This window comes from Lysinibacillus sphaericus (assembly GCF_015844675.1).
GTDB classification, from domain to species: domain Bacteria; phylum Bacillota; class Bacilli; order Bacillales_A; family Planococcaceae; genus Lysinibacillus; species Lysinibacillus sphaericus_E.
The window spans coordinates 91,791-113,936 of record NZ_LDGC01000002.1; the positions used below are offsets into that span (position 1 = coordinate 91,791).

Annotated in this window: 17 protein-coding genes; 16 read left to right on the top strand and 1 reads right to left on the bottom strand. The window is 39.6% G+C overall.

Annotation, left to right across the window (positions count from 1 at the left end; genetic code table 11):
- The first annotated feature begins 255 nt into the window (after window positions 1–255).
- From ABE34_RS00425 to ABE34_RS00490, 14 genes are all read left to right on the top strand, one after another.
- Window positions 256–1,221, top strand: coding sequence for an ABC transporter substrate-binding protein (locus ABE34_RS00425; protein ID WP_197139630.1), 966 nt, complete (start codon window positions 256–258; stop codon window positions 1,219–1,221).
- Complete coding sequence (locus ABE34_RS00430; RefSeq protein WP_197139632.1) at window positions 1,218–2,219, top strand: FecCD family ABC transporter permease; 1,002 nt, start codon at window positions 1,218–1,220, stop codon at window positions 2,217–2,219. Before ABE34_RS00425 ends, ABE34_RS00430 begins: the two co-directional genes overlap by 4 nt.
- The gene (locus ABE34_RS00435; RefSeq protein WP_197139634.1) at window positions 2,216–3,691 is read left to right on the top strand and encodes an adenosylcobinamide amidohydrolase; all 1,476 of its coding nucleotides are present in this window, start codon (window positions 2,216–2,218) and stop codon (window positions 3,689–3,691) included. Before ABE34_RS00430 ends, ABE34_RS00435 begins: the two co-directional genes overlap by 4 nt.
- Before the next feature lie 220 nt (window positions 3,692–3,911).
- A complete protein-coding gene (locus ABE34_RS00440; protein ID WP_197139636.1) occupies window positions 3,912–4,475 on the top strand; it encodes a cob(I)yrinic acid a,c-diamide adenosyltransferase in 564 nt (187 codons plus the stop codon).
- 499 nt (window positions 4,476–4,974) lie between these two features.
- Complete coding sequence (locus ABE34_RS00445; protein WP_197139638.1) at window positions 4,975–7,197, top strand: (Fe-S)-binding protein; 2,223 nt, start codon at window positions 4,975–4,977, stop codon at window positions 7,195–7,197.
- A 198-nt stretch (window positions 7,198–7,395) separates the two neighbouring features.
- Window positions 7,396–8,601 (top strand): acetyl-CoA C-acetyltransferase, encoded by a 1,206-nt coding sequence (locus ABE34_RS00450; protein ID WP_197139640.1) that lies wholly within the window; start codon window positions 7,396–7,398, stop codon window positions 8,599–8,601.
- Window positions 8,601–9,452, top strand: coding sequence for a 3-hydroxybutyryl-CoA dehydrogenase (locus ABE34_RS00455; RefSeq protein WP_197139939.1), 852 nt, complete (start codon window positions 8,601–8,603; stop codon window positions 9,450–9,452). Before ABE34_RS00450 ends, ABE34_RS00455 begins: the two co-directional genes overlap by 1 nt.
- 69 nt (window positions 9,453–9,521) lie before the next feature.
- Window positions 9,522–10,658, top strand: a complete 1,137-nt coding sequence (locus ABE34_RS00460; protein ID WP_197139642.1) for an acyl-CoA dehydrogenase — start codon at window positions 9,522–9,524, stop codon at window positions 10,656–10,658.
- A gap of 437 nt (window positions 10,659–11,095) precedes the next feature.
- Window positions 11,096–12,232 carry an acyl-CoA dehydrogenase gene (locus ABE34_RS00465; protein WP_197139644.1) on the top strand — a complete coding sequence of 379 codons (1,137 nt, stop codon included), beginning with the start codon at window positions 11,096–11,098 and terminating at the stop codon, window positions 12,230–12,232.
- A gap of 3 nt (window positions 12,233–12,235) precedes the next feature.
- A complete protein-coding gene (locus ABE34_RS00470) occupies window positions 12,236–12,868 on the top strand; it encodes a TetR/AcrR family transcriptional regulator (RefSeq protein ID WP_197139646.1) in 633 nt (210 codons plus the stop codon).
- A gap of 307 nt (window positions 12,869–13,175) precedes the next feature.
- Window positions 13,176–16,424: a fused isobutyryl-CoA mutase/GTPase IcmF gene (icmF, locus tag ABE34_RS00475; protein ID WP_197139648.1), complete on the top strand. Its 3,249-nt coding sequence runs from the start codon at window positions 13,176–13,178 to the stop codon at window positions 16,422–16,424.
- Between the two features lie 127 nt (window positions 16,425–16,551).
- Window positions 16,552–16,713, top strand: a complete 162-nt coding sequence (locus ABE34_RS00480) for a hypothetical protein (RefSeq protein ID WP_170938864.1) — start codon at window positions 16,552–16,554, stop codon at window positions 16,711–16,713.
- A gap of 150 nt (window positions 16,714–16,863) precedes the next feature.
- Window positions 16,864–17,406 (top strand): DNA-directed RNA polymerase subunit delta, encoded by a 543-nt coding sequence (rpoE, locus tag ABE34_RS00485; RefSeq protein ID WP_197139650.1) that lies wholly within the window; start codon window positions 16,864–16,866, stop codon window positions 17,404–17,406.
- Between the two features lie 493 nt (window positions 17,407–17,899).
- Window positions 17,900–19,492 (top strand): CTP synthase, encoded by a 1,593-nt coding sequence (locus ABE34_RS00490; RefSeq protein ID WP_079559380.1) that lies wholly within the window; start codon window positions 17,900–17,902, stop codon window positions 19,490–19,492.
- Between the two features lie 157 nt (window positions 19,493–19,649).
- On the opposite strand, the gene ABE34_RS00495 is transcribed toward ABE34_RS00490, so the two are convergent.
- Window positions 19,650–20,177 carry a DUF2529 family protein gene (locus ABE34_RS00495; RefSeq protein WP_197139652.1) on the bottom strand — a complete coding sequence of 176 codons (528 nt, stop codon included), beginning with the start codon at window positions 20,175–20,177 and terminating at the stop codon, window positions 19,650–19,652.
- A 155-nt stretch (window positions 20,178–20,332) separates the two neighbouring features.
- On the opposite strand from ABE34_RS00495, the gene ABE34_RS00500 reads away from it, so the two are divergent.
- Entirely contained in the window at window positions 20,333–20,692 is a 360-nt protein-coding gene (locus ABE34_RS00500) for a response regulator (protein ID WP_197139655.1), read from the top strand.
- A 494-nt stretch (window positions 20,693–21,186) separates the two neighbouring features.
- Window positions 21,187–22,041 carry a class II fructose-bisphosphate aldolase gene (locus tag ABE34_RS00505; protein WP_197139657.1) on the top strand — a complete coding sequence of 285 codons (855 nt, stop codon included), beginning with the start codon at window positions 21,187–21,189 and terminating at the stop codon, window positions 22,039–22,041.
- Window positions 22,042–22,146: the final 105 nt, after the last annotated feature.

Consider the following 22,146-nt stretch of genomic DNA (forward strand, 5'->3'; position numbering starts at 1 on the left):
ACCCCCTCATTTTTTTATGATGAGGGGTATTTGTTTTGTAAGCTGAATATCGATAAATTTGAAAAAGTGGGCGATAAATCCACAATGTTAGGTGATAAACTCAAAAAGTTGGTCGATAACCCATAACGTTGAGAGATAAACCTAATGTTGCGCGACAATTCCACACCTTAAACGATAAAAACCTAAAATGTATCGATCAATCAGAAAAACAAGTCGTTAAATACTTTATGCACAGATAGACTAAGGGGGATTCACATGAAGAAATTTTGGAAAATAGGATTATCAGCATTTTTAGCTGTTGGCTTGCTTGCAGCATGCAACACAAAAGAGGAGACAAATGACAAGCCGTCATCTGTTGAGCAGCAAGAGACATCTAAAGTAGATCAAGCAACATTTCCAATGACGATAACGGATGCTATTGGCAAAGATATTACGCTAGAAGCACCTCCTGAAAAAATAGTTTCTCTTATTCCAAGTAACACTGAAATTTTATTTGATCTTGGCTTAAATGATGAAATAGTGGGTGTATCAGATAATGACGATTATCCAGCAGAGGCTACTAAAAAAGATAAGGTTGGCGGTACAGATTATAATATTGAACAAATTATTGCGTTAACGCCAGATATCGTTTTTGCACATGCATCGGGTATGAGTTATTCAAAAGGAGCAATTGAGCAGCTTGAGGCTGTAGGTGTGAAAGTATTTGTTGTAGCGGATGCCAAAAACTTTAATGAAACTTACACAACGATTGAACAGCTTGGTCGTGCAACGGGAAAGCTAGAAGAGGCTAAAAAAATAGTCGCAAAAATGAAGGCAAAAGTTGAAGAAGTTGAAACAAAACTTGAGGGTGTTGAGCCAAAGAAAGTTTTTGTAGAATCGTCTGATGAGCCACAGATTTATACAGCTGGTAAAGGTACATTTATGAATGAAATGCTAGAAATGATTCATGCCGAAAATGTGGCAGCAGATGTAAATGGCTGGTATCCGATTGATGCTGAGCAAATTATCGCGAAAAATCCAGATGTCATTGTTGTGGCATATAATTATGTACCGAATATTTTAACGAAAATTCCACAACGTCCAGGCTTTGAGACAATTACTGCCGTAAAAAATAAAGCTATTGTACAAGTGGATGAAAGTACGACAAGTCGTCAAGGTCCGCGATTAGCAGATGGTCTTGAGGAGATAGCAAAGGCTGTTTATCCAGAGGCGTTTAAATGAGTAAAACAATTGTAGCCTATGTAACAGCAATTACGCTTTTAATCATTAGCATCTGGTGTGGTGTAGCGATAGGCTCAGTTCATATTCCGTTAGAAGTATTGTGGAATAAGGCGGCCGATGAAACGGCTGCCAATATTTTATGGAAGATTCGTTTACCACGAGTGATGCTAGCAGGTCTTGTTGGGGCATCACTTGCTATTGCAGGGGCGGCTTTTCAAGGCCTATTAAAAAATCCTTTAGCTGATCCTTATACGTTAGGTGTTTCCTCTGGTGCATCAGTGGGCGCAGTGATGACGATTTTCTTCAGTGTCTCACTACCAGTGATTGGTAATTTCACATTGCCAACCTTTAGTATGATAGGTGCCATATTAACAATGTTTGCTGTTATGGGCTTTGCTAGAATAGTAGACCGTTCACTAAAAATGGAAACTCTTATTTTAACAGGGGTTATATTTAGTTCATTTTTAGGTTCCTTGATTTCATTAATGATTGCATTATCTGGTGAGGAGCTAAGACAAGTGATCGGATGGTTGCTCGGTTCAGTATCGATGCGTGGTTGGCCTTACGTTCAGATGATCATTCCGTTTGTCATTATTGGCTCCATTATGCTTTGGACACAAAGACGTGAGTTAAATGTTCTGTTATATGGTGAAGAACGTGCGAAGCATTTAGGTGTCAATGTTAAGCGTAGTAAATATATTATTTTAGTAGGTGGATCCATGTTGACAGGAGCGGCGGTAGCTGTTTCTGGAACGATTGGCTTTGTTGGTTTAGTTGTTCCTCATATGACGAGAATGGTTTGGGGTTCAGATCATCGTCATTTATTGCCATTATCATTTTTAAATGGGGCAACTTTGCTAATTATTTGTGATTTAATAGCAAGAACAATTATTATGCCAAGAGAGCTGCCGATTGGTGTCATTACTGCATTTATTGGGGCGCCCGTTTTTTCCTATATTTTTTATAAACAACGTAGAGGCAAGGGGGTACGGGCATGATTGTTGTTGAACATCTTTCCGGTGGTTATGAAGACGTACCGATCGTCCACGATATAAGTTTTTCCGTTGAAAAAGGTAAAATACTAGGAATTTTAGGGCCGAATGGTAGTGGGAAATCCACACTGTTAAAAGTAATAAGTGGCATACTACCAGCAACTGCAGGCACTGTATTAGTAGATGGTAAAAACAGTAGCTCTTACACTGCTCGTGCATTAGCAAAGAAGATGGCAGTACTGCCACAATTACATGCTAATGCCTTCTCAAACAGTGTAAGGGAGGCTGTATCGCTTGGACGTTATCCACATCAAACAGGCTTCTTTTCAAGTTGGTCTGATCGTGATGAACAAGCAGTGCAACATGCAATGCTGCAAACAGGTGTAAAACGCTATGAACAGACACCGATGGAATTTTTGTCGGGCGGTGAACAGCAAAGGGTTTTTGTCGCCCAAGCTCTTGCACAAACAGCGGAAATATTGCTGCTAGATGAGCCGACCAACCACCTAGATATTGCGCATCAACGTCAAATTTTAGATATGGTACGAAAGGAAGCAATAGAATGTGGTTTGACCGTTATTATGGTACTGCATGATATGAATTTAGCTTCTCTTTACTGTGATGAATTATTACTAATGGAGGAGGGACGGATGCGGGCATTTGGGGCGCCACATGAAGTATTAGTCGCTTCGCAGATCGAAGATGTTTATCATGCTCGAGTGGCAACTTATGCACATCCAGAAATTCCAAAGCCTCAAATTACAATGATGCCAGCCTCTGTTGAACATCAGCAACGTGCTGTCATTAAAAAAGAAAATTTCACTGTTACAGATCATTACATTCAGCTTCAATCAGAGTTTCCTTTAAAAACGGTATCCTCAGCTGTCCATAATCCGGGTATCGGTTGGTATGATTGTCTGTTAAACCGCTCTGTACCAATGGATTATGTGATTAATGATGTAAAGAGAGAGGTCGCAGAATTTTTACAAAAGGAGCACTTTTCATCTACAAGTACAGTTGTCATGTTAACAGCTGTCCCAACAAATCTTGTAGCTATTAATGAATTTCAGGCAGCCTTTGGTAGCGTTCTTGTAGCTGTAACGGCTGGAGTTGGTAATGCTGTTGATGTATCTCGTGCGCATGAAAGACAAGATGAACCATATATTGGTACTATAAATACGTGGGTCATCGTGAATGGCTGTTTATCAGAAGAAGCGTTTTTCCAAGCAATGATGACAGCTAATGAGGCGAAAACAAAGGCATTGCAATCAGAAAATATTCGTGATGAGCTTAGTGGTACGATAGCGACAGGTACTGCTACAGATAGTTTATTGATTGCAGCGACACAAAAAGGGGAAGAAATGCTGTACGGCGGTCCTATTACTAATGTAGGTAAGATCATCGGTAAAGGTGTTTTTGAAACGACTGTACAGGCAATAAAAAATTATCTTCATTCAGCAGATACACCTGCTGAATGAAGATAATGCCGCCGGCGGATGTCACGGATTTTCAAGGGAATGAATTGTGCGGACACAATTCAAAATCCGGACGCGCTGTTTATCTGTGCGAAAGCGTAGTGCTAACGTAGCGACAGCAACATGGTTTTATCTGTGCGAAAGCGTAGTGCTAACGTAGCGACAGCAACAACAATTACGCCAAGGCGAAATTAATAAAAAACAATTCTAGGAGATGAGAGAAATGAAGCTTTACACGAAAACAGGCGATACAGGAAAAACAAGTCTTATCGGTGGACGCGTTGACAAAGATAGCTTACGAGTAGAGACATATGGGGCCATCGATGAATTAAATTCTTTTATTGGCAAGGCTATTAGTGAACTTGATCGTGAGCTATTCAAGGATATTCTAATTGATTTAGAAACGATCCAGCATGAGCTTTTTGATGCAGGCGGTGACCTTGCTAATGTTATGAAGGAGCGTCATTATAAGCTTACAGAGCAGCCGATTGAAGTGTTGGAAACGCGTATTGATGCATTGTCAGATGAAGCACCAGAGTTACAACGTTTTATTCTACCAGGCGGTGCACCAGCTGCTGCAACTTTACACATTGCTCGCACAGTAGCACGTCGAGCAGAGCGTCAAATGGTAACGCTTATGAAGGAAATCGAAGATGTACCGACAATTGTACAAAAATATTTAAACCGTCTATCTGACTATTTATTTGCGGTTGCACGTGTTGTGAATTTCCGATTAAATGTTGCAGATATTGAATATATTCGAAGCGGGAATGTCTTTAAAAAATAGTCTGTAATTTTTCGTCAATTAGTAAATGTTCATTTTTAGCTAAAGAAATGTAGCAGCAACAAATGTTTTTTATAGAGAATTAATTTATGGACAGATGGCGCATTGTTGTTTCAAAAATTACGGATGATATTTGATATAGGTTGATTGGAGTGGAGGTTGGGCGACTCCTAGGGGATCAGCGTCACAGATGCGACCCTGGCGCGAGCAGCGCGAGTGAAGCGGCTCATCGGACGCCCCCAGGAAAGCGCCCAACCGGAACGGAAATCAATCCCACATTATTGTGAGAATCAGTATAATAAAGAATGAAAAAAATGGTCACTTTGAAAAATTCAGGGTGGCTTTTTTTCTTGTAAAATGTAAGAATATAAAATTATCAGAAATATTTCTGTTTTATGTTGACTGAATGCTCACTCATTTATTAGAATAGGAATATAATGATTGAACTAGAAAATTTACTACAAAGAGAGAAACTTACGACAAACTAAAGGGGGGACCAACCATGAGTCCATTAGTAATTGCAAACATTGTTCTAACAGTCGTGGTTGTGCTTTATGCAGTAGGGTTATTTTTCTATCTGTTAAAAACACGCTATAAGTTTGTGCAATTGGGGAAAAAGGTTGAGTTTGATGAAAGTGTTCAAGAACGAATTCGTTATCTTATGGTTAATGTACTTGGCCAAAATAAGCTTTTAAAAGATCCGAAGAGTGGTTTAATTCACGTTATGTTCTTCTATGGTTTTTTGATGGTGCAGCTAGGTGCCATTGATTTAATTTGGAAGGGGTTAGCACCTGGATCACATTTGCCGCTTGGCATTTTCTATAGTGTGTTTACATTTTTCCAAGAGCTTGTAGTATTAATGATTTTAGTGGCGGTTGTGTGGGCATTTTACCGTCGTTATGTAGAAAAGCTAGTACGTCTAAAACGAGGCTGGAAAAATGGGCTTGTTTTAATATTCATTGGCGGGTTAATGGTATCCACTTTGCTTGCAAATGGTATGGGACTAATTTGGCATGATGAAGGATTAACTTATACAGAGCCAGTTGCTTCTGGCATTGCTGCTATTTTTAGCTTCTTACCAGCATCAGCAGCGGTAGTTGTTTTCTATGTAATGTGGTGGGCGCATTTATTAATTCTATTAACATTCTTAGTGTATGTACCACAATCGAAGCACTTCCACTTAATTGTGAGTCCAATCAATGTGTACATGAACCGTTTAGATCGTACAGGTACTTTAACACCAATCGATTTCGAAGCATTAGAAAATGCTGAAGATGAAGAGGATATTCCGGCAATTGGTGTTGGACGTATTCAGGACTTCACACAGAAACAAATGCTAGATTTATATTCTTGTGTAGAGTGCGGACGCTGTACAAATATGTGTCCAGCGTCAGGGACAGGGAAAATGCTATCACCGATGGATTTAATCGTGAAGCTACGTGATCATTTAACATTTACAGGTGCTGTTGAGACAAAGCAAAAGCCTTGGGTACCTTATCAATTCTTTGCTAAAACAAAGGGGAATCAGTTAGCGATGGCAGCTGGTGCTGAGGGGGCAGTTATTGAAGATATCTATAGCCCTTCTTTAATCGGCGAAGTCATTACAGAAGAAGAGATTTGGGCATGTACAACTTGCCGTAACTGTGAAGATCAATGTCCTGTTATGAATGAGCATGTCGATAAAATTATTGATTTACGTCGTTACTTAACAATGACTGAAGGAAAAGTAAACCCTGATGCACAACGCGCGATGACAAATATCGAACGTCAAGGCAATCCTTGGGGCTTAAACCGTAAAGAAAAAGAAAATTGGCGTGACCTAGATCCAACAATTCATATTCCAACAGTGAAAGAGCTGAAAAAATCAGGCGAAGAAATGGAATATTTATTCTGGGTAGGTTCAATGGGGGCGTTTGATAACCGCTCACAAAAAATTGCCTTAGCATTCTGTCGTCTATTAAACGAGGCGGGCGTGAAGTTTGCGATTTTAGGAAATAAAGAGAAAAACTCTGGGGACACTCCTCGTCGTTTAGGAAATGAGTTTTTATTCCAAGAGCTGGCGACAGCGAATATTGATGAATTTGAGAAAAATGACGTGAAGAAAATCGTTACGATTGACCCTCATGCTTACAATATCTTTAAAAATGAATACCAAGACTTTGGCTGGAAGGGTGAGGTCTACCACCATACTGAACTATTGAATCAATTGATTGATGAAAATCGTCTAGCGTTAAATTACGAAGTTCATGAAACGATTGTGTTCCACGATTCTTGTTATTTAGGTCGTTATAACGATGTTTATGATGCACCACGTGAAATTTTACGAGGTATTCCAGGTATTAAGCTTGTGGAAATGGAGCGTAATCGTGAGGAAGCAATGTGCTGTGGCGCAGGCGGCGGCTTAATGTGGATGGAAGAGCATGTCGGCAACCGAATTAACGTAGCAAGAACTGAGCAAGCTTTAGCAACGAATGCTTCAGTTATTTCTTCTGGATGTCCTTACTGCTTAACGATGCTTGAAGATGGTACAAAAGCAAAAGAGGTTGAGGATACAATCGGTACATTCGATGTTGCAGAACTATTGGAGCGTTCAGTATTTGGTGAAAAAGTGAAAGCTGTCGAAGAGTCTGTTGAAGAAGCAGCGGATGTAATGGTTGAAGAAGTAGTAGCTTCTGTGGACAGTGTCGAACGAAACGAGAAAGCAGAGGCTAGCGCAGAAAAATGATGGTTATTGCAGAAATATTTTAGTTATCTGAAAAATATAAATTGCACAATAAATAATTGTTTTGTAGAATAAGATTAAATGGGAATGGGAGTTATCCTTAAAACTCCCATTTTTCATCGATAGAGGTCGAGCGAGCGTTCAGTCAACGTTGGTGCTCTTATACTTCTTCTAGAACGTAAAACAAAAGGGGTGTTTTACTTGAATAGAGCAGTAATTTTAGCAGGAGCAAGAACTGCATTTGGTAAGTTTGGAGGTTCACTAGCAGCATTAAGCGCCAGTGATTTAGGCGCGATCGCCATAAAAGGGGCACTTGAGAAAGCGAATATTTCGCCTGATGAAGTGAATGAAGTAATTTTAGGCTCCGTTTTACAAGGGGGACAGGGCCAAATTCCTTCAAGGCAGGCTGCGATCAAAGCAAGCTTACCAATAGCAGTGAAAACAGAAACGATTAACAAAGTTTGTGCGTCAGGGATGCGTGCTGTAACACTAGCGAATCAGCTAATTCGATTAGGGGACGAAGAAGTAATAATTGCTGGTGGTATGGAATCTATGTCCAATGCACCGTATTATTTACAAAATGGTCGAACAGGCTTACGCATGGGCGATTCAACAATGGTAGATGGCATGCTATATGATGGCTTAACATGTGCTTTCGATAAGACAAGGCCGCATATGGGAAGCTACGGCAATGTAACGGCTAAAGAATATTCTTTAAGCCGTGAGGAACAGGATGCTTGGTCTGTTCGCAGTCATGAACGTGCACTTGCAGCAATTGAGAAAGGTTACTTTGCTGAAGAAATCGTACCTGTGGAAATTCCACAACGTAAGGGAGAGCCGCTTCATGTCGATACGGACGAGGCACCAAGAGCTGGTACATCAATAGAAGTACTTGCAAAACTCAAGCCAGCCTTTGACAAGGATGGAACGATTACAGCAGGTAATGCACCTGGCGTTAACGATGGTGCATGTGCCTTAGTAGTAATGAGTGAGGAACGTGCAGCGCGTGAAGGAAGAGAGCCGCTTGCGGTTATTATCGGCCATGAAGAGCTTGCGATTGAACCAGAGAACTTCCCGCAAACACCAGGGCTTGTCATTAACAAATTACTTAAAAAGACGGGGAAATCATTAGCTGACATTGATTTGATTGAAATCAATGAGGCATTTGCAGCAGTAGCTCTTGTCAGCAAGCAGCTGGCAGATTTAGATGCTGAAAAGGTCAATGTTAACGGTGGTGCAGTTGCGTTAGGTCATCCAATCGGAGCATCTGGAGCACGCATTATTTTAACACTTGCTCATGAATTAAAACGTCGTGGCGGTGGTATCGGAATTGCTGCTATCTGCTCAGGTGGAGGGCAAGGCGATGCGATTATGATTGAAGTACCGAAAACAGGGGGACACGAATGATGGGAATTCAAAAAGTAATGGTTATTGGTGCAGGGCAAATGGGCTCTGGCATTGCACAAGTTTGTGCACAAGCTGGCTATGATGTAAAACTGAACGACATGAAACAAGAATTTTTCGAACGCGGTTTAGGAGTTATTACGAAAAACCTGACACGTGATGTCGAAAAGGGGCGTAAAACTGAGGATGAGAAGACAGCCATTTTAGGTCGTATTAATATGTCACTAGATTTACAGGATGCTAGTGATGTAGATATTATCATCGAGGCAGCCGTGGAAAATATGGAAGTGAAGCAATCCATATTTAAACAAATTGATCAGATTGCACCGGCACATGCCATTTTAGCTACGAATACATCATCTTTACCAATTACGGAAATTGCAGCTGTCACAAATCGTCCAGAGCAAGTGATTGGTATGCACTTTATGAATCCTGTACCTGTTATGAAGCTTGTAGAAATTATTCGAGGGTTAGCTACTAGTGATGAAGTCTACAAAGCAGTTGAAGACATGACAGTAAAACTATCGAAAACACCAGTGGAAGTAAATGACTTCCCAGGTTTTATTTCGAATCGTATTTTATTACCAATGATTAATGAAGCGATCTACGCATTGTATGAAGGTGTAGCATCGAAAGAAGCTATTGACGATGTGATGAAGCTCGGTATGAATCATCCGATGGGTCCGTTAACATTGGCAGACTTTATTGGCCTTGATACATGTCTATCCATCATGGAGATTTTACATGAGGGCTTAGGTGATAGTAAATATAGACCTTGTCCATTGCTTCGTAAATATGTGGCAGCAGGATGGCTAGGTAAAAAATCTGGAAGAGGCTTTTACGTTTATGAATAATCCTATGGGGATGGGACGATTCAAATGAAATAAAATGCTACGGGACAACGTACAGGGGTGACATTATAGATGCATTTACAATTTACAGATGAACAAATAATGATGCGAGATATGGTTCGTAATTTTGCTCAGGATAAAATTGAACCGTGGGTAGAACGTATGGAAGCAGGAGAGTTTCCACGTAAACTCCTTGCGCAAATGGGAGAATTAGGTTTAATGGGGATTACAACGCCTGAGGAATTAGGCGGCTCAGCGATGGATTTCACATCGTACATAATTGCAATCAATGAACTATCAAAGGTTAGCGCAGTAATGGGTGTTATTTTATCCGTGCATACTTCGGTTGGAACAAACCCTATCATTTATTTCGGTAACGATGAACAGAAGAAACGCTATGTTCCAAAGCTTGCCGCGGGTGAATATTTAGGGGCATTTTGTTTAACAGAGCCTAGCGCTGGTTCTGACGCTGGCTCTTTACAATCCAAAGCGGTGCGAGATGGAGATGAATATGTCATCAACGGCTCCAAGGTGTTTATTACAAACGGTGGAGAAGCGGATGTTTATATTGTTTTTGCCTCAACGAATCCTGCTGAAAAAACACGTGGTATTTCAGCATTTATTGTTGAGAAAGGAACACCAGGCTTAATCATAGGTAAAGATGAACATAAAATGGGCCTACACGGCTCACGTACAGTTCAACTAACATTCGACAACTGTCGCATTCCAGCCGCAAACCTTCTTGGGGAGGAAGGGGAAGGCTTTAAAATTGCAATGGCTAATTTAGACGTTGGACGTATTGGAATCGCAGCTCAATCTCTAGGCATTGCCGAAGCGGCGCTAGAGGCAGCTACTGCGTATGCAAAAGAACGTGTCCAATTTGGAAAGCCTATTGCAGCGCAACAAGGAGTAGGCTTCAAGCTTGCTGATATGGCAACTGCCGTAGAGTCAGCAAAATTACTAGTCTTTCGAGCAGCAGATTTACGCACAAAAGGGTTGCCATGCGGAGCCGAGGCCTCGATGGCGAAGCTTTTTGCCTCCCGTACAGCCGTGCAAACAGCGATAGACGCTATACAAATTTTTGGTGGCTATGGCTATACAAAAGACTATCCTGTAGAACGCTATTTCCGAGATGCAAAGGTGACAGAAATATACGAAGGTACAAGCGAAATTCAAAAGCTAGTCATTAGTAAACATTTACTTAAATAAAGTCTGATGTTATGTTGCAAAGCTTGATTTTTCAAGGATGATATCGCTTGCTAAAAGAAAACCTCTATAGAAGTCAGCGATATCAGGCGTATTGATTAGGAAAATATAGGTTTATTATTGGTTGGCTGATAAAAGGGTTTTTTTGTTGATATTTTGCTAATGTACGTCCATTTTTACTGATTGTAGCGTAGGGATACTCGACTCCCGCGGGAAAGCGAGACAGACGAGACCCTGAGGCCAACACGATGTTGGTCACGAAGGCGTTGTCACAGGACGTGACGCACTTAGCCTTCGTTCCGTTAGCGGAGGAAGCGGCTCGACGCTCGCCCGCAGCGGAAATCATAGCCTTTTAAATAATTAGAGGGATAAAAATGGTTAATCAACACACTTGCAACAATATAGTACTAATTAGTCTAACGAAAAAGGGGAAATGGACAATGAACTTTCAATTAACAGAAGAGCATGAGCAATTACGTGAAATGATTCGTGATTTCGCTATTAATGAAGTAGCACCAACGGCAGCTGAACGTGACGAGAACGAAGAGTTTGACCGTGCAATTTTCGATAAAATGGCGGAGTTAGGCTTAACAGGTATTCCGTGGCCTGAAGAATACGGCGGTGCAGGCTTTGATTATCTTGCATATGTCATTGCTGTAGAAGAATTATCACGTGTATGTGCTTCAACAGGGGTAACTTTATCAGCACATACTTCACTTGCGGGTTGGCCGATTTTTAAATTCGGTAATGAAGAACAAAAACAAAAATACCTTCGTCCAATGGCAGAAGGTAAACATATCGGTGCATATGGCTTAACAGAGCCTGGATCAGGTTCGGATGCTGGTGGCATGAAAACATATGCAAAACGTGATGGCGATGATTATATTTTAAACGGCTCGAAAATCTTCATTACGAACGGTGGAGTAGCAGATACATATGTTGTATTTGCAGTAACAGATCCAGAAGCTAAACATGGCACATCTGCTTTTATCGTTGAAGCAGGCTTTGAAGGCTTCTCGGTAGGGAAAAAGGAGAAAAAATTAGGAATTCGTTCATCTCCTACAACTGAAATTATTTTTGATAACTGTCGCGTTCCGAAAGAAAACCTGCTTGGAGCTGAGGGAGAAGGCTTCAAAATTGCGATGACAACACTTGATGGAGGACGTAATGGTATTGCTGCACAAGCTCTAGGGATTGCTCAAGGTGCATTGGATGCAGCTGTTGAATACGGTAAAGAGCGTGTGCAATTTGGTAAGCCGATTACTGCCAACCAAGGTGTATCCTTTAAGCTTGCAGATATGGCTACTCAAATTGAAGCATCTCGACTGCTTACATACCAAGCAGCTTGGTTAGAATCAAATGGTCTACCTTATGGTAAGGCGTCTGCAATGGCAAAATTAATGGCGGGGGATACGGCGATGAGTGTAACGACTGAGGCGGTTCAAGTCTTTGGTGGATATGGCTATACGAAGGATTATCCAGTTGAGCGCTTCATGCGTGATGCAAAAATCACACAAATTTACGAAGGTACACAAGAGATTCAACGACTTGTTATCTCTCGTATGTTGACAAAGTAACGTATGACAGAAAAAGATAAAAGACCCCAAGTACAGTCAACAGTAAAAGATGAAAATCTCATCGCCATTCGTCGAGAACAGATGATTGAGGGAGCCATTAAATTATTTAAAGAAAAAGGGTTTCACCGTGCCACAACGAGAGAAATCGCAAAAGCTGCAGGCTTTAGTATCGGAACATTATATGAATATATTCGTACGAAGGAAGATGTCCTTTACCTTGTATGTGATAGTATTTATCACCATGCGATGGGGCGACTTTCAAGTTTTGAGATTAAGGCAGGAACGATTGAAGAGCTAAAGGAAATGATTCGAGAGTATTTCTTGCAAATTGATAGTTTGGTTGATGAGCTGACAATCATGTACCAGGAAACTAAATCGCTGTCAAAAGAAGCACAACGCTATGTATTTAGTAAAGAGTTTGAAATGGTTGCTACTTTTGAGCGATTACTAAAACGCTGTGTGCAGTCAGGTGAAATAACAATGACAGATAAACAAATTCACTTAGCAGCAAATAATTTAGTCGTTTCTGGACAAAGCTGGGCATTCCGTAAATGGGCGCTCCATCGTCAGCACTCGATTGACGAATTTATTGAAATGCAAATAACATTGTTCATTTCAGGCATAAAGGGGTTCTAATAAGTTCTGTAAAGGGGTTGTCGGTAATTGCATAGAGCGACATTGCAATTACCGATTTTTTATGAGGCTCATCACCAAAGTTGGGGATGATATTTGTTAAAAATGTATGTCATGTAAATTAGTTGATTGAGGTGGAGACTGGACGCCCCCAGGAAGCTCTGCGCGAAAGCGAAGCGTCAGCGGCAAATGTTTTAACTGCGCGAAAACGTAGCGACAGCAACAAAGCGCCCAGTCGGAACGGAAATCAACCACGCTTTATGATGATGAGTCGATAAAGAACAATAAGGGGAGAAAGTGGGGATTTCATATGACAAAGGTAGAAGTATATCGTCCAAAAAATCACGTGCGTTTTGTTACAGCATCAAGTCTATTTGATGGACATGATGCTTCGGTTAACATTATACGACGTATTTTACAATCAAGCGGTGTAGAGGTAATCCATTTAGGACATAACCGCTCCGTGGAAGAAGTCGTAAATGCTGCGATTCAAGAGGATGCGCAAGGTATTGCGGTATCATCTTATCAAGGCGGACATATGGAATACTTTAAATATATGTATGATTTGCTGCGTGAAAAAGGGGCGCCACATATTAAAATTTATGGTGGTGGCGGTGGGGTTATTTTACCGCGTGAAATTAAAGAGCTACATGCTTACGGGATTGCTGGGATTTTCTCACCAGAGGATGGGCGTGTTTTAGGTTTACAAGGAATGATTAATGAGAAAATTAAAGGAACTGATTTCCCGACTGCTATAGGTAGCTATCAAGAAAAGCTGGATGCTCTATCAACAGAAACACCTGAAATTTTAGCAAATTTATTAACTGCGGCAGAGTCGAATGATGATGAAGAAACGACAATGATGCTAGCGGAAGCTCGCAAACGCTCAAAAGGGACGCCTGTATTAGGTATTACGGGAACAGGTGGTGCAGGTAAATCTTCCTTAACAGATGAATTAATTCGTCGTTTCTTGAAAGAGTTTCCGGATAAGCGCGTAGCTATTCTGTCAGTCGATCCGACAAAGCAAAAGACAGGCGGGGCTTTACTTGGTGACCGAATTCGTATGAATGCGATTTTCAATAATCGCGTATATATGCGTAGTTTAGCAACTCGTGGATCTCGTACAGAGCTTACTGCTTCCATTGGAGACGTGCTAGATGTAACGCGTGTAGCGGGCTATGATTTAATTATTGTTGAAACAAGTGGTATTGGTCAGGGTGACGCGGAAATTACGAAATACACTGATCTATCTATGTATGTAATGACAAGTGAATTTGGTGCGCCTACACAGCTTGAGAAAATTGACATGATTGATTTTGCGGATGTGATTGCCATCAATAAATTTGAACGCAAAGGCTCTGAGGATGCACTACGTCAAGTGCAGAAGCAATATCAGCGTTCACGAGAGCTTTGGGATGAATCACTTGATAATATGCCTGTGTACGGTACGATTGCCAGTCAATTTAATGATAAAGGAACGAATGCTTTATTTGCTGCATTAGTAAATATCATTAATACGAAGACAGGTAGTCATTGGGAGACGGGCTATGAGCAATTTGCGAAAACGCAAAAGCAAGATGTGATTATTCCAAACGACCGTCGCTATTATTTACGAGAACTCACGGACACTGTGCGTGGCTATCATAAAAAATCAGAGCAACAGGTGGAATTTGCTCGCCGTCTATTCCAATTAGAGGGATCTATTGAAACGATTAAGGAAAAGGCGCCAAATGATGCACTAATCGCATCTCTTACTTCTTTAGCGGAAGGTGTTAGAGATGAATTAATGGCTGAATCTAAACGTATTTTAGATAATTGGCATGCTTTAAAAGAAGCGTATGCTGGAGATGAATTAGTAACGAAAGTTCGAGATAAGGAAATTCGAACAATTTTAAAAACAACGAGTTTATCTGGTACGAAAATTCCTAAAGTAGCCTTACCGAAATTCGTAGACTATGGTGAAATTTTACGCTGGGTTTATAAAGAAAATGTACCTGGTGAATTCCCATATACAGCGGGAGTATTCCAATTTAAACGTGAAGGGGAAGATCCGAAGCGACAATTTGCTGGTGAAGGAACGCCTGAGCGTACAAATAAACGATTCCATTATTTATCGAAAGATGATGATGCAAAACGTTTATCAACTGCATTCGATTCTGTAACGTTATATGGTGAAGACCCAGATTACCGTCCTGATATTTATGGGAAGGTTGGAGAGTCGGGCGTTTCCATTTGTACGTTAGAAGATATGAAAAAACTGTATGCAGGCTTTGATTTATGTGCACCATCAACTTCTGTATCGATGACAATTAACGGTCCAGCACCGGTTATTTTGGCAATGTTCATGAATACGGCTATTGATCAGCAAGTGAAACTACGTGAGAAAGAACTGGATCGACCTTTAACAGTTGAAGAATTTACGGAGACACGCGAGAAAACATTACAGGTTGTACGCGGAACCGTGCAAGCAGATATTTTAAAGGAAGATCAAGGGCAAAATACATGTATATTCTCAACAGAGTTTGCGTTACGTATGATGGGAGATATTCAGCAATACTTTATCGATCATAAAGTTCGAAATTATTACTCCGTATCAATTTCTGGTTACCATATTGCCGAAGCTGGTGCGAACCCAATTTCACAGTTGGCCTTTACATTAGCAAATGGCTTTACGTATGTAGAATATTATTTAAGTCGAGGAATGAATATTGACGACTTTGCGCCAAATCTATCATTCTTCTTCTCTAATGGACTTGATCCAGAGTACACAGTTATTGGACGCGTAGCTCGCCGTATTTGGGCAATTGTTATGCGTGATAAGTACGGTGCCAATGAAAGAGCGCAAAAATTAAAATATCATATTCAAACATCTGGACGTAGTTTGCATGCACAGGAAATTGACTTTAATGATATCCGCACAACGTTACAAGCGTTAATGGCATTACAGGATAACTGTAATTCATTGCATACGAATGCATATGATGAGGCTATTACAACCCCTACGGAAGAATCTGTACGTCGTGCGATGGCCATTCAAATGATTATTACGAAGGAACATGGCTTAGCGAAAAACGAAAATCCATTACAAGGAGCATTTATCGTAGAAGAGTTAACAGATCTTGTAGAAGAAGCGGTACTAGAAGAGTTTGATCGTATCAATGATCGTGGTGGCGTACTAGGTGCAATGGAAACACAATATCAACGTGGTAAGATTCAAGAGGAATCTATGCACTACGAGATGCTTAAGCATTCAGGTGAGTTACCAATCATTGGTGTAAACACATACTTAAATCCGAATCCGCCTTCTGAAGATGAAATTAACAATATGGAAATTGCGCGTGCATCGACGGAAGAAAAAGAGACGCAAATTCGTAATTTACAAGCCTTCTGGAAGCAACATGAAGGCGAGAACGCAGCGGCACTTGATCGATTACAACAAGTAGCTGTAAACAACGGTAATATTTTCGCGGAGCTTATGGAAACCGTAAAAGTCGCTAGCTTAGGGCAAATCACGAATGCTTTATACGAGGTAGGCGGACAATATCGCCGTAATATGTAATGATCGTTAACCTTTATTCTATTTTCTACAAAATGTGTGTATAGTTTTAAGTGCCTAGTCTTAGGATTAGGCACTTCTTTTTATTTCCGTTATAATAGAAATGTAAAAAAAAGGGGAGACGCAATAGATGATGAAATCGGCTATTAACTACATCATTATTTTAGCTTTGGTGGTAGGAGTTATTTTCCTGTATGATAAGCAAATTGGCGCTGTTCCTTTACTATTATTATCTGTCTATTTGTTTTACTTGGGGATAAAAAAGATGCGTGATATAAAAAACAGTAATTGAAGCTAGCAATGAGGATAATACTTTGTATATAATGGGTATTATGCTTATGATGGGAAGTTACTTTTGTGCGGCCTTTTTTTGCTGCGCTCCGAAAATAAAGCTATATAAATTTTAAAACGTCCAATGTGATGAGAGAAAGGAAGTGCACGAATGAATTTTCGTGAAATGACAAAAGAACAATTAGCGGAAGAATCGTTAATTAACTTAGCTTATGCAATTTTAAATGAAAAACGTGCCTCAGTGTCTTATAATGACTTATTAACAATTATGCAAGAGCTTGTTGGCTATAGTGATGAGGAAATAAAAGCTCGCCTACTACAATTTTACACAGATTTAAATGTAGATGGCCGCTTCTTATTTAATCAAGAAACAGGCTGGGGCTTACGTGAATGGTATAAAGTTGAACAGATTGAAGAAGAAACAGCTCCATCTGTTAAAACACATAAGAAAAAATCTAAAGCAGCCCTTGATGATGAAGAAGATTTAGAAGAAGATTTAGAAGAAGATATTGACTTTGATGAAGATTATGAAGAATTCGTTGAAGAAGATCTAGATGAAGAAGAAGAAGAAGAAGCTGATGATAAAGAAGATATCGATTTTGATGAAGAAGATTTAGAAGAGATTGATGAAGAAATCGATGAGGACTTTATCGATGAAGATGAAGATGAATTTGAAGAAGAGGAAGAAGTCTAAGATAATTACTCTTTGAAATTTTCTTTCTTTTATCCTTGTAGTAAAAAATCTTGACTTCTATCACGGTTACGTTTAATCTTTTACTTGGGCTCCTTATTAAAGGAGAAAGACCGTGTATGTAATACGCTTCCCCTGCAAACCTATGCAGGAGGAGCGTTTTTTTATTTTTTTAACTGTATTCAATCAAGTTCTCCCATGTTTATAACTACGGAATGAATAGTAAGGCACTAAATTATTCATGATGTATAGTAAGCGGTGATTGAATATATGTTAAAACTTTTTAAAAGGAAAGTAGAAAAGAGATAGAAACAAGTGACGGCTTCGAATCGCCTACAATGTTGTAGGCATTCTCGGCTTTTCTTATTTTAGGGATGAGAAATATTTATTTTCTTAACCTGTCGAAACATTTGCTTCAATGCTTAGCACCAGCATGTGGCGTGAATGCACTTTTCTTACTAGCAATTTCTAGAACAACATAAGGAGGAATTTTTTCATGACAAAGTATATTTTTGTAACAGGTGGGGTTGTGTCTTCACTTGGAAAAGGGATTGTAGCGGCATCTCTAGGTCGTTTATTAAAAAATCGCGGATTAGAAGTGACGATTCAAAAATTTGACCCATATATCAATATTGACCCAGGTACAATGAGTCCTTATCAACATGGTGAGGTTTTCGTAACAGATGATGGCGCAGAAGCTGACTTAGACTTAGGTCACTACGAACGTTTCATTGATATTAACCTAGGAAAACATTCTACAGTAACATCAGGTCGTGTTTATCAGTCTGTATTACAAAAAGAACGTCGTGGCGATTACAACGGTGGAACAGTACAAGTAATTCCTCACATTACAAATGAAATCAAAGATCGTATTCAACGAGCTGGTCGCGAAACTAACGCAGACGTAGTTATTACAGAAGTAGGCGGAACAGTTGGGGATATTGAATCACTACCATTCCTTGAAGCAATTCGCCAAATGAAAACGAACTTAGGCCATAACAACGTAATGTACGTTCATTGTACGCTTATTCCTTACATTAAAGCTGCAGGTGAGCTTAAAACAAAACCAACTCAGCATTCTGTAAAAGAATTACGTTCTTTAGGTATTCAACCAAATATTATCGTTGTACGCACAGAGCAAGAAGTGCCACAAGATATGAAAGAAAAACTAGCTTTATTCTGTGATGTTCAGCCACACGAAATTATTGAATCTCGTGATGCAGAGCATTTATATGAAGTACCTTTAAACCTTCATGCACAAGATATTGATGATATCGTACTTGACCATTTTGGCATTGAAGCACCAGAAGCGGATATGGAAGAATGGCGCGAGCTTGTAGCAAAAGTGAAGAGCTTACCAAATAAACGAAAAGTAGCATTAGTAGGTAAATATGTAGAACTACAAGATGCTTACATTTCTGTTGTAGAGGCATTAAAACATGCAGGCTATGCATTTAATTCTGATATTGAGATTGACTGGATTAACGCAGAGCATGTAGAGGCTGACAATGTTGCAACGCTATTAAAAGGTGCTGACGCTATTTTAGTTCCAGGTGGTTTCGGCGATCGCGGAGTTGAAGGTAAAATTTTAGCGACACAATATGCTCGCGAAAATAATGTACCATTCTTAGGTATTTGCCTAGGTATGCAACTAGCAACAGTAGAATTTGCTCGTAACGTGCTTGGTTTACAAGGAGCGCATTCTACAGAGCTAGATTCACAAACACAATACCCAATTATTGACTTCTTACCAGATCAAAACGACAGTGTAGATATCGGTGGTACATTGCGTTTAGGTTTATATCCATGTAAGTTAAAAGAAGGTTCAAAGGCAAGCCAAGCATATGGTCAAGAGCTTGTTTATGAGCGTCACCGTCATCGTTATGAATTTAACAATGAATATCGTGAAGCGATGGAAGCAGAAGGTCTTGTCTTCTCAGGTACAAGTCCTGACGGTAAATTAGTGGAAATTATCGAGTTACCAGAAAATAATTTCTTCGTAGCATGCCAATTCCACCCAGAATTAGTATCACGTCCAAACCGTCCACAGCCATTGTTCCGTGATTTTATCGGAGCAACATTTAAATAATACAAAAAAAGAGTTGTCTCACGTGCTGAGACAACTCTTTTTTGATAGAAAGAACTTGTTTCTCGATAAAAGTCCAAAATGTTTCGATAAAATGGGATTTTGTTTCGATAAAAGCTCAAATAGTTTCGATAAAGAGCGATTTTGTTTCGATAAATCTTCAAAGTTCATCATCAAGATCAAGCATTTCATCATACGCAATTTTTACAGCTTCATAAACAAAAAGGGCAGCAATAGCATGTGGCACAACTATGCGATTTCCTAAATCATTTGGTAATAAACCACCTCGCATGCGTGTTGAAATATACGTATACGCTAAATCTGCTAGTGGATTTTCGGCATTAGCTACTTCGCTAGAAACGGCTGCAAATGGAATAAACTGATTATTTAATTGCTGTGCTAATGCTAATGCATCCTCATCGTGTGCGCTACGTGTAAAAATGCATACACGATCCGCTTCTGTGATTACGGTATCTTTTGTCCAAGGGACTAACTTCGTAAAACGTTCCACAGCTTGAAATGCATTTAATTCGACAACTTGCATTTCGCCAAAGCATGCGAAATATACATTACCTTCACTAATACCCGCTTGCGCAAGCAATCGCGCTGTTTCTTCAATTGATTCCTCTTCATATTGTGTTATTCTTTGTAATAATCCACTTAGTTGTGTTGTTAATATTTTTGACATGGTCCCACCTCAATCAATATTATAGGTTTGAAAAGAGCATAAAGCAAAAGTAGATAATTTATAATAATAGAAGGTATTAATAGGTTAAAGGAGAATATTACATAATAGAGAGAATTTTACGTAAAAATAATAACTAAAAAAGGGCGGAATGAAATGTGAAACGAGTACTAATTGTCGATGATCAACCAGGAATTCGTTTACTTTTAAATGAAGTGTTGAAAAAAGAAGGTTACAGTACATATTTAGCTGCAAATGGTATGGAAGCACTGAAGTATGCTGAGGAGGAGGAAATAGATTGTGTCCTGCTAGACATGAAAATCCCAGGAATGGATGGCATAGAAATTTTAAGGCACTTAAAAGAGCGATGGCCACAACTTCCGGTTTTCATGATGACAGCATATGGTGAATTGGACGTTGTACAGGAGGCATTAGATTTAGGAGCTATTCGATATTTTACTAAGCCTTTTGATATTTTTGAAGTGCGTGACGAGGTTAATAAAATAGTAAACGTTTAGATGAACAGGCAGTGGTCAACACCGCCTGTTTTTCTTGGTTATTATAGAGGTTTTCTACCATTTTACTATCATTTCGCTTCCGCAATAAATGACTCTCATCATAACGTAGGGTTGATTTCCGTTCCGACTGGGCGCTTTCCATTTCTGCAGTGCAATCGTAGCGACAAAAATCTCTAATGAGTTGCAGTTTTGAGATTTATCGAAAACTTTTGATTATTAATCGACCAATTTTATCGATTTATCACCCAACTTTTTTAATTTATCGATCAATTTTCTAAAAATACCGACATCTACCTTCATGCAACACTATCTAATCGCACTGGAGCTTTGGACCTTCGTCGCGTTGCACTGCACTACGGTTGGCACTGCCGCTCCGTTGCACTCCGCTTTCGTGCAGAAAAAAACAGCCCCCGCTTTTCAGGGGCTGTTATTTTTGCTATGATTAAATAGCATATTTATGTAGAAATAATAGTCCTAAGAGGAGGATTTTTAGTATGGCATTAGTATCTATGAAAGAGATGTTAATTAAAGCAAAAGCAGAAGGTTATGCGGTTGGTCAGTTCAACATCAACAACCTTGAGTGGACTCAAGCAATTTTACAAGCAGCTGAAGAGGAAAAATCTCCAGTTATTCTAGGCGTTTCTGAAGGTGCAGGAAAATATATGGGCGGATTTATTTCCGTTGTACACATGGTAAAAGGTTTAATGGAATCTTATGGAACTACGGTACCTGTAGCTATTCACCTTGACCATGGTTCAAGCTTTGAAAAATGTAAAGAAGCTATTGATGCAGGCTTTACTTCTGTAATGATTGATGCTTCTCATCATCCATTTGAGGAAAACGTTGCGACTACTTCAAAAGTAGTTGAGTACGCTCATTCGAAAGGTGTTTCTGTTGAAGCTGAGCTTGGCACAGTAGGTGGGGACGAGGATGGCGTAATCGGTGGTATTATGTACGCTGATCCAGAAGAATGCCGTAAAATGGTTGAGATGACAGATATAGACTGTTTAGCGCCAGCACTTGGCTCTGTACATGGTCCTTATAAAGGAGAACCAAACTTAGGCTTTAAAGAAATGGAAGAAATCTCAAACTTAGCAGACCTTCCATTAGTATTACATGGTGGTACAGGTATCCCAACAAAAGATATTCAACGCTCAATTTCATTAGGTACAGCAAAAATTAACGTCAATACTGAAAATCAAATTGCTGCTACAAAAGTAATTCGTGAAGTTCTTGATAACGATAAAGTTGTTTATGATCCTCGTAAATTCCTTGCACCAGCACGTGAAGCGATTAAATCGACAGTTATTGGGAAAATCCGTGAATTTGGTAGTGCACAAAAAGCATAATTTTAGTATCTAATACGCAAAAAAAACAGAGATGAATACACATAATAAGAGAAGTGTTGATGTTGTTATCGACCTTCTCTTGTTTTTGAAATAAAAAATTTTTGG